This is a genomic window from Paenibacillus sp. SAF-068 (assembly GCF_051967555.1).
GTDB lineage: Bacteria > Bacillota > Bacilli > Paenibacillales > Paenibacillaceae > Paenibacillus.
The window spans coordinates 110,783-121,643 of sequence record NZ_JBQCJX010000004.1; the positions used below are offsets into that span (position 1 = coordinate 110,783).

A 10,861-nucleotide genomic window follows, 5' to 3' on the forward strand; every position below is an offset into this window, starting at 1 on the left:
ATGTACAAAGTGTTTATTGTGGACGATGAGCCGTTCATCATAGAAGGCTTATACGATATTGTGGATTGGTCTTCATTTGGTATGGAAATTGTGAACCATGCAGGTAATGGGCAGGCGGCTTTACAAGCGCTCTCCTCTCAGCCTGTGGATATCCTGATCACGGATATATCCATGCCACTCATGAATGGTCTGGACCTGATTCGGGAAGCAAGGCAATTGCAACCTGAGGTTAAGGTCATTATCCTGAGTGGTTTCAATGAGTTCGAATATCTGAAGGAAGGCATGCAGCTGGGGATCGAAAACTATTTGCTCAAACCGATTAATGTGGAGGAACTGGAATCCACGCTGAGTAACACGGCATCCAAGCTGGATCATACGGTGTCACCTCAAGCCGATGATGCCTATGGCATTCAGATTCTGAAAGATAACATTCTTCATCGATGGCTTACGGGACAGATTGCAGCTACAGAATTCGAAGAACGTGCCCAGTTTATGAACCTCTCGTTGGATGCACCCGACGTTGCTGTGGCCGTCTTGCGTGACAAAGAGCAGACAGCTGGCATGTTTGAACGCGTAGAAGAGATGCTGAGCGACAGACGCCATCTGAACGTATTTCATGATATCGATGGAGACATCGTCATTATTGCCAATATTCATGGTTCACGCGACGAAGAACAGGAGTTAATGGATGGCCTTCAGGCGTTATCTGATGCGATAACAGTAACTCATCCTATGGCACGCATTGGAGCAGGCAGGTTGATGAAAGGGCTGTACCAAGCGCCGACGAGTTATGCTGAGGCCAAAAAAGCACTCCAGTATGTGATGATTTATCCTGATCTTAAAGTCATCGACCATGCCATACTGGATAAGTGTGGAAGTTCAACGGCGACCTTTTTTATTGATTGGAGGGAATACGCCAAACTCATTCTGTCCCGCAATCCAGAACAACTTGCTGACCGGATTCGCATGGATTTTGAACAGCATCGGGATGGGCTTACGCCTGCAGAGCTGCAGAATACCGCATTGGAAGTTGTGATTCGCTTCAAGATGGAACTGGAGAGCATCAAACATTCGGATGAGTCTGCCATATACCAACAAGGGCTTCAACTTGTCCTGGACAGTGGCACTTTTGATGAACTCGTACAGGCACTTCAGCAAGTGGGGGCGCAGACGATCCAATCCTTATTGCAGGATCTGAAGAATCCGATTGTGAACCAGGTGCTCCAACATATCGACAACCATTACGCAGAAGAACTTTCCCTGAAGCTGCTTGGTGCTCACTATCATCTGCATCCGGTGTATTTGGGACAATTGTTCCATAAGGAGACTGGGGAGACGTTTGCCGAATATATCAACAAATACCGGATTGAACGTGCGAAGGAGCAACTGCGCAATACCAATCTGAAGGTACATGAGATCGCCCGAAATGTGGGGTATTGGGAGACAGGGTATTTCTATAAGCAGTTCCGCAAATATGTGGGGATTTCGCCGACCGATTTCAAGGTGTTTGGTTAATGCGGTGACGGGGAGATCCAACTGTGCGGTCGGAAATCCATGAGACATATCGGGAACAGGAAGGCATGGATGAAGATCATGCCATACGTTACCCGGCATGTCTCTTTCATGTAAGCGATTTATTTAAACAGGTACAAAATAGATGCTGAAGGATGATTTCTCTTTAATTTGTACCTCGAAAACTTAAGTTTATCTTCTTTTTGTAAATGCTTTCATTCGATAAGGTTAAAGCAGTTAGTAAGTAGAGCCTAAGGGAACACGAAAAGGGAGGATCAAAGAAATGAGTAAACAAAGAAAACGCTTCTCACTCGTTCTTGCATTGTTAATGGCCGTTACACTTGTACTTAGTGCCTGTGGAGGAAGCAAAAATGCTTCGGAATCCGGAGGAACAGGAGATGACGCGGTAGAGTTGATCTGGTATACCATCGGTACCCCTCAGAAAGACGTCAACAAAGTGATGGAAGAAGTCAGCAAGTATACCAAAGAGAAAATCAATGCCACTGTGACCATGAAGATGGTGGACTGGGGTGACTACCCGCAGAAGATGCAGGTTAACGTAGCCTCCGGTGAGCCAATGGACATTCTGTTCACTTCTTCTGGTGGATTCGATTATGTACAAAATGCCAGAAAAGGCGCATTCCTTGAACTGGATGACCTGCTTGCTGAATACGGTCAGGATCTTACCAAGACCATTGACCCTGCATTCCTCAGTGGTTCGAAGGTAGACGGACACAATTACGGAATTCCAGCCAACAAAGAGCTACCTCAACAAGAGGTATGGCGCTTTAACCAAATGCTGGTTGATAAATACAAGCTGGATATCTCTGGCGTTCGTACGTTAGACAGTCTGGAGCCTTTACTGAAAACTATCAAGGAAAACGAGGCAAGTGTAACACCTTTTGCCATGGATAAGAACTATGTTCCTTACGTGCCGTATGACTATGTCATTCAGAACCTGCCCATGGCAATCAAGCTGGATACAACGGACTACAAACTCGTAAACATCCTGGAAACACCTGAAATGAAAGAAGCACTTACGACGATGCACAAATACTACAAAGCCGGTTATGTATCGGCAGAAGCAGCTACAACAGGTTCCACGAACGACCTGACTACATCGGGCAACTGGTTCCTGGATCGTGCACAGACACAGCCGCTCGCGGACAACCAATGGTCTGCAAGTTACGGTTATCAAGTTGTTTCAACACCTGCAAGTGAAGCCATTATAACGAATACATCGGTACAAGGTTCCATTATGGCCATCTCGGCCAACTCGGAATATCCAGAGAAAGCGATGGAGTTCCTGAACCTGCTGAATACAGACCCGGTGCTGCGCAATATGGTGGACTCCGGTATTGAGGGCACACACTACAAAAAAGTGGATGACACGCATATGGAAAATCTGCCTGAATCGAAAAACTACGATATGCCTTCATACTCCCTTGGGAACAACATGCTGCTCTATCTGAACAGCAATGACCCGGATAACAAATGGGATGAGTTCAAGAAGTTTAACGCTGAAGGTATCAATTCCCCGATCCTGAGCTTTAACTTTGATGCAAGCAATGTATCTGCCGAACTGACGGCGGTACAGAACGTGAAAGAGCAGTATTGGGCAGCACTGATGACAGGTACACTGGACCCGGCAGCCAATCTGGATCAAGTGATTGAGAAATTCAATCAAGCCGGACTGGAGAAAGTAATGGCTGAAGCCCAAAGCCAGCTGGATGCCTGGAGAGCGGAAAACAAGTAACAGTACATCGTAAGGATCGGGCGGCTGCTTATCGCGTCCGGTCCTTTTTCATTCAAGCCTGAAGGAGGAACTCCACAATGACTACATTTTTGAAAAACCTGCTTAGAAACCGGGTCATGCTGCTCATGGTGCTGCCAGGCGCCATCTGGTTCTTCTTCTTCTCCTACTTGCCACTTGTGGGTACAGTGGCTGCCTTTAAGGAATATCGCTTCAGCCGTGAAGGGTTCTGGGCAAGTCTGATGAAGAGCGAATGGGTTGGCTGGGACAATTTCAAATTCCTGTTCAGCACAAGTGACGCTTGGCTCATTACACGCAACACCCTCTTTTATAACATCGCCATTATCTTCCTGGGACTGGTATTCGCTGTAGCATTGGCAATCCTGCTCTCGGAACTCGTGAATAAACGACTCGCCAAACTGTATCAAACCGGTATGTTTCTGCCTTATTTTCTATCCTGGGTTATCGTTGGTTACTTTGCTTTCAGCTTCCTGAGCATGGACCGCGGGATGTTGAATCAGATTATTGGCTGGTTTGGGGTAGAACCGATTCAGTGGTACTCCGAGGCAAAATATTGGCCGTATATTCTGGTGTTTGTAGCCTTATGGAAAACGATTGGTTATAGCAGCGTTGTCTATCTTGCTTCCATTCTGGGGATTGATAAATCGCTGTATGAAGCAGCCATGATCGATGGGGCAAGCAAATGGCAGCAGATTCGCAATATTACGATTCCGTTGTTATCACCCATCATTACAATCATGACCTTGCTGGCTGTAGGCCGTATTTTCTATGCCGACTTTGGACTGTTCTATCAGGTGCCAAGGGATTCGGGTACGCTCTATTCCGTTACCAATGTTATTGATACGTACGTATATCGTGGATTGAAAACAAGTGGTGAGATTGGCATGAGTACAGCTGCGGGATTGTATCAATCCGTCGTAGGCTTTGTACTTGTTATCATCTCCAACTATGTTGTGCGCAAAGTAGATAAAGACAGCAGCCTATTCTAGGACAGGGAAAGGAGTGAACCACCATGGCTCAAGCAGGGCTTGTTAAAAAACGCGACTTCCACCACGTATCCAGCGGTTGGAACGTAATCATGAACATCATTGCAGGTCTATTCGCTCTGATCTGTGTATTTCCTTTTATATTTGTAGTTATCATCTCGTTTACGGACGAGAAAGCACTGGCTCGTGATGGATACCGTCTGATTCCGGCAGAATGGAGTCTGGCGGCATATCAGTTTGTCTGGCAGAGTGGGGACACGCTGTTACGTGCGTACGGGGTTACCATCCTGGTAACGGTACTCGGAACCATCATCAGTCTGATTCTCATGTCGCTGTACGCGTATGCGATTTCCCGCAAGAGCTTCAGATATCGGAGATTTTTCTCCATCTTTGCAATTCTGACCATGTTATTCAACGGCGGAATGATTCCGACCTATATGGTTGTATCCCAGCTGCTTGGATTGAAAGATACGTTATGGGCACTGATTCTGCCGCTGGCGATGAATGCCTTCTACATTATGATCCTGCGTACATTCTACTCCACCAGTGTACCGGATGCAGTCATCGAATCCGCGAAGATTGATGGCGCCGGGGAGTTCTATACCTTTATGAAAATCGTTATTCCACTTTCCTTACCGGGACTGGCAACCATCGGGTTGTTCAGCACACTCGGTTACTGGAATGATTGGTTCAATGCGCTATTATACATCGATAATCCCAATCTGGTGCCTCTGCAATCCATGCTGATGCGGATTGAGTCGAGCATCCAGTTTATCCAGCAGAACTCCGCGAACAGTTCGATGAGTCTGGCAGCCATGCAGTCCATTCCGCAGGATACGTCCCGAATGGCGATGGTTGTGCTTGCCACGTTGCCGATTATATTCGCTTATCCGTTCTTCCAGCGTTATTTTGTACAGGGTCTGACGGTAGGCGCGGTCAAAGAATAGCCTGATCATGCTATAGGATTGGAGAGATGCAGATTGATGACTTACAAGGACCAGAGCAAATCCGTAGAGGAACGGGTACAACACCTGCTGAGTCTGATGACTACAGAAGAAAAGGTAGGTCAACTCACTCAGCCATTTGGCTGGCAGACCTATACGAATGATCAAGGGAACATCACGTTAAATGAATCCTTTAAGCAGCAAGTGGAAAAAGGGGGCATTGGCTCCCTATACGGGGCGCTTCGTGCAGATCCCTGGACTGGCGTTACGCTGGAAAATGGACTATCCGCCAGAGAAGGCGCGGAGGCGGTCAATCTCATTCAACGCTATGCAGTCGAGCATTCCAGACTGGGCATTCCCATCCTGATCGGGGAAGAGTGCTTGCATGGTCACATGGCGATTGACGGAACGGTCTATCCCGTTCCCCTTTTACTGGGGAGTACGTGGAATGTGGATCTATACCGGGAGATGTGCCAGGCAGTAGCAAGGGAGACACGTGCCCAAGGCGGTGCAGTCACCTATTCTCCGGTATTGGATGTTGTGCGTGATCCGCGCTGGGGACGTACGGAGGAATGTTTCGGAGAAGATCCGTATCTCATTGGGGAACTGGCAGTTGCCTCCGTGGAAGGACTTCAGGGTGAAAGTCTGGATCAGGACGTTGCAGTTGCAGCTACGCTGAAGCATTTTGTTGGTTACGGCAGCTCGGAAGGCGGACGCAATGCGGGACCTGTGCATATGGGCTGGCGTGAATTGCTGGAAGTGGATCTGTATCCTTTCCGTAAAGCGGTTGAAGCTGGCGCGGCGTCGATCATGCCAGCGTACAACGAAATTGATGGCACGCCTTGTACGGTAAATACGGAATTGCTGGAAGATGTTTTGCGTAAGGATTGGGGCTTTGACGGTCTGGTCATCACGGATTGCGGTGCAATCAATATGCTGGCAAGTGGGCACGATGTCGCGGCGAATGGACTGGATGCATCGGTGCAGGCGATTGAGGCAGGCATTGATATGGAAATGTCTGGTGAGATGTTTGGGCAATATCTGGTGAAGGCGGTGGCAGAAGGCAAGCTTGATGTGCAGGTTTTGGATCAGGCTGTCTCTCGCGTGCTGACGTTGAAATTGAGACTGGGATTATTCGAACAGCCTTATGTGGACGCTGATCGGGCAGCAGAAGTGATTGGCAGTGAAGCGCACGTTCAGCTGGCACGTCAGTTGGCGGCAGAAGGCGTTGTACTTCTCAAAAATGAGGCTGATACGCTACCTCTATCGATAGCAAATGTGGGCAGGATTGCCGTCATTGGGCCAAATGCGGATCAGGCCTACAATCAACTGGGTGACTACACGTCTCCGCAACCGAAGTCGAAAGTGGCGACGGTACTGGACGGGATTCGCAGTAAACTCGCTAGTCATGTGGATGGTCATACGGAGAAGAGTTCGGTTGGTCCTTTGACTGGTGACCGCAGTACAGATCAGGTACTCTATGCTCCAGGCTGCCGGATCAAAGGTGATTCGAAGGAAGGATTCGAACGTGCAATTGAAGTTGCCAGCCAGGCAGATACCCTCATTATGGTGGTTGGCGGCTCCAGTGCGCGTGACTTTGGAGAAGGAACGATCGATCTGAAGACGGGTGCTTCCAATGTGTCGGATAACTCTTGGAACGATATGGAGTGCGGCGAAGGCATCGACCGGATGACATTGGGTCTTGCCGGAGTGCAGCTGGAACTCATTCAGGAGATTCACAAGCTCGGCAAGAAGCTTGTCGTTGTCTACATCAATGGTCGTCCCATCACGGAACCTTGGGTGGATGAACATGCCGATGCGATTTTGGAGGCGTGGTATCCGGGCCAAGAGGGCGGGCATGCCATTGCAGATATTCTATTCGGTGATGTGAATCCGTCAGGCAAATTGACGATCTCCATTCCGAAGCATGTCGGACAATTACCGATCTATTACAACGGCAAACGTTCCCGCGGCAAACGTTACCTCGAAGAGGATCTGGAGCCACGTTATGCATTTGGATATGGACTGAGTTATACCACATTTGAGTACAGTGAACCGCAGCTGAGTGATGCGTCCATGACATCCGGTCAATCAGTTACGGTATCGGTGAATGTGACCAACACCGGCCGTTATGCAGGTGCAGAAGTAGTACAGATGTACATCTCTGACGTGGTCAGCTCACTGACTCGTCCCGCCAAGGAACTAAAAGGATTTGAGAAAGTGCATCTGGGGCCTGGAGAGACACAGACCGTCGAATTCCGAATTGGAGCGGAGCAGTTGCAGTATATTGGGCGTGATTTGAAGCCTGTCGTTGAACCAGGACAATTCCATATCCATATCGGCAGTAGCGTAAACGATACGCAAATGGCCGAACTGACTGTAAGGGAGGCGTAAAATTTTGGAACGTATCAGACGATTTATTCGCGAGTTGTCCGAACACCAGTGGCTGGAGCAATTGCAGCTGCGCAGCTGGGACATTACCCGTGCTTATTATAACGTACCAGGACAGTATGAGGATCAGGGTGAATACCCGGAAGGACAGGAATTTGAGCGTTTTCCGAGCAAACAGGGAACGACTTATTTCTTCAGAACACGTCTGGAGATCCCTGCGACGTGGCAGCAAGCACCATATGGGCTTGTATTTGAAACCGGCGGAGAAGGCTTGCTGCGGGTGAACGGGCACTCTTATCAGGGTCTGGACCGCAATCACACCTACGTCACGCTTGATCCGTCCAAAGTCGGGACCAATCCGGAACTGGAGATCGAGATGTTCGATCCGGTTCCTGAACCCGTGGACCCCTTGAATCAACAAGCGGTTATTCAGCCGCCAATCACTTCAATTACGAGCTTGCTGGTAAGACCAAATGAAGCCGTTCGCAGTCTCATGTACACGGTTATCATTGTGCGTGATTCGACTGTATTGTTGCCGGAAAGTGATTTCAGACGGGTACGCCTCGTAGAACTGGTGTATCGTGCAATGGATCAATTTGTAGGCATGTCAGCAGAAGAGATCCAGCAGGGAGAAGGTATTCGACAGATTGAGCATAATCTGAAGCATCATGTACGTGAGATTGGCGGTAACACGGAGGGTCTGGAGCATATGGTGGGACAGTCCCACATTGATATTGCGTGGCTGTGGCCTGTGCGCGAGACAGTGCGCAAGACGAGCCGTACCTTCTCCACCGTGGATGCACTCATGAATGAATATCCGGACTATGTTTATTCCCAGAGCCAGCCTTTGTTATATGCATTTCTGAAGGAACATGATCCCGAGTTGTATGCACGAGTGAAGCAGCGGATTACAGAAGGACGTTGGGAACTGGTTGGCGGCATGTGGGTAGAGCCGGATCTGAACATCCCAAGCGGCGAGTCTCTGATTCGACAGATGTTATATGGCCAGCGTTTCTATATGGAGGAGTTCGGGAAAACATCACAGATTGAATGGTTGCCGGATACATTCGGGTACTGTGCCTCCCTGCCGCAGATTTTGAAGCATGGCAACGTAGCGTATTTCATGACGACGAAGCTCGGCTGGAATGATACGAATGTGTTTCCATATGATCTGTTTCACTGGGTGGGCATTGACGGCACGCCAATTCTGTCTTATCTCAATCATGGTGTTAACGAGCACACGCTGCCGAAGGACATCCATGATCACTGGCAATCCTACCGTGAGAAAGCAGCGCATCCGGAGCACATGCTTCTGTACGGACACGGAGATGGCGGCGGTGGAGTAACACGCGAAATGCTGGAGTATGTGGATCGCGCTGACCTGATGGTGGGGCAGCCAGCCAGTCGATACAGCACAGCCGGAGCTTTCTTTGCCGGAGTTGAAAAGGAGCAACCTGTACTTCCGAAGTGGCATGGTGATCTGTATCTGGAGTTACATCGGGGAACCTACACGACACATGCGCGCAATAAGCGCAACAATCGGAAAGCCGAGGTTCTGTATCGTGAGGCTGAGCTGTGGAACACACTCGCTCTGCCAGCTATGGAGGCGAGTACCGAAGCTGAAGTGCGCGCAACACTGCATGACGGCTGGAAATTAATTTTGCTGAATCAATTCCACGATATTATACCGGGATCGGCGATTACGGAGTCCTACGTGACTTCGAATGAGGAATATGTAGAGGTATTTGAATTAGGGAAGAACGGATTGAACCAGGGTGTTACAGCATTGACAACGGGTATCAACACAGAGGGCCCGGAAGGTTCGGTAGCATATGTTGTATTCAATAGCCTGGGCTGGAAACGGATTGCAGTCGTTCAGTTGTCTGTGCAGGATGGTTTGGATCGCTATGCGATTGATGAAGAAGGCCAGCGTCTTCGGATGGATCGGGAGGAGGGCAACATGTCTGTTCTCGTGACAGACATTCCGGCGTTTGGATATAAGACCATTTGGCTGATTCCGGAAAATACAAGGGAAACGAATGTACGGGAAATGAAGAATCTTGCTGCACAACCAATCTTTAATGATACATGGGATACCGCCTTTTATCATGTGCAATTCAACGAACGCGGGGAGATCACCCGTCTATGGGATAAAACTGCGGAGCGTGAGATGCTGAAGCCGGGTGAACGTGGCAATCAACTTCATTTCTTCCACGATCGTCCAACGCTCTGGGATGCATGGGATATCGACAGTCGTTATGAGGAACAGATGGCTGGCGAAGTGGAACTGGTGGAGAAAAAGCTGGTGTTGGCGGGTACAACGAAGGATGTCCTCCGCTTCTACTGGAAGCTTCATCAATCGGTGATTACACAAGATATCGTCTTTTATCACGACTCACGGCGAATTGACTTCCAGACACAGGTGAACTGGAATGAAGATCACAAGCTTCTGAAAGTTGGCTTCCCGATGGATGTGGTGACCTCCAAGGCCACATTCGAGATTCCATTTGGCGCACTGGAACGTCCGACGCATCGCAACACAAGCTGGGAGCAAGCCCAGTATGAAGTCTGTGGACATCGGTTCGTGGATGTATCCGAATATGGATACGGCGTGAGCTTGCTCAATGATTGCAAATACGGGTATGACGTGCAAGGCAGCACGATTCGTTTGTCCTTGTTGCGTGCCCCGAAATGGCCTGACCGCACTGCCGATCTGGGAGAGCATGAATTCACGTATTCATTGTACCCACACGACGGAGACTGGAGAGCAGCACACACCGTACGTCAGGCAGCTGAATTGAACACGGAAGTGGTCGTGCAACAAGTAGAGCAGATGCAACAGTCGCAACAAGTTGAACAGATGGATCAATCACAACAAAGCGCAGGGGCTGAAGTGCATCCAACTGCAGATGCAACGGCAACTGCCGCACAATCTCGTCCAGCAACAGGCTCCTGGATTAACTTGAACAGCAATCACGTCATTCTGGATACCATCAAAATGGCAGAGGATGGACAAGGCACCGTGCTGCGTTTCTATGAATCCTCAGGCAAACGCGAAAGCATCACATTGCAATGGCCACATGCCTTTGAGCAAGCGTACCATTCCAACGCACTGGAAGAACCGATCAAACCACTGGCCCACACGAACGGCCAGATTACACTATCTTTTAAACCTTACCAAATTCAAACCGTGCTACTGCGGTAAACCTTTTTGAAATACTTTTGAGCTATATATGTCCAGCTCTTTATTCACA

At 49.0% G+C, this 10,861-nt stretch carries 6 protein-coding genes; all 6 read left to right on the plus strand.

What is annotated here, in order from left to right:
• Positions 1 to 1,515, plus strand: a complete 1,515-nt coding sequence (locus tag ACTHPG_RS21785; RefSeq protein WP_440391498.1) for a response regulator — start codon at positions 1 to 3, stop codon at positions 1,513 to 1,515.
• A gap of 280 nt (positions 1,516 to 1,795) precedes the next feature.
• Positions 1,796 to 3,268: an ABC transporter substrate-binding protein gene (locus ACTHPG_RS21790; protein WP_440391499.1), complete on the plus strand. Its 1,473-nt coding sequence runs from the start codon at positions 1,796 to 1,798 to the stop codon at positions 3,266 to 3,268.
• Positions 3,269 to 3,345: 77 nt separating this feature from the next.
• Entirely contained in the window at positions 3,346 to 4,275 is a 930-nt protein-coding gene (locus tag ACTHPG_RS21795) for an ABC transporter permease (RefSeq protein ID WP_411735410.1), read from the plus strand.
• Positions 4,276 to 4,298: 23 nt separating this feature from the next.
• Positions 4,299 to 5,219 (plus strand): carbohydrate ABC transporter permease, encoded by a 921-nt coding sequence (locus ACTHPG_RS21800; RefSeq protein WP_062837930.1) that lies wholly within the window; start codon positions 4,299 to 4,301, stop codon positions 5,217 to 5,219.
• Positions 5,220 to 5,255: 36 nt separating this feature from the next.
• A complete protein-coding gene (locus tag ACTHPG_RS21805; protein WP_440391651.1) occupies positions 5,256 to 7,610 on the plus strand; it encodes a glycoside hydrolase family 3 N-terminal domain-containing protein in 2,355 nt (784 codons plus the stop codon).
• A 4-nt stretch (positions 7,611 to 7,614) separates the two neighbouring features.
• Positions 7,615 to 10,812 (plus strand): alpha-mannosidase, encoded by a 3,198-nt coding sequence (locus ACTHPG_RS21810; protein WP_440391500.1) that lies wholly within the window; start codon positions 7,615 to 7,617, stop codon positions 10,810 to 10,812.
• The last annotated feature ends 49 nt before the right edge of the window (positions 10,813 to 10,861 follow it).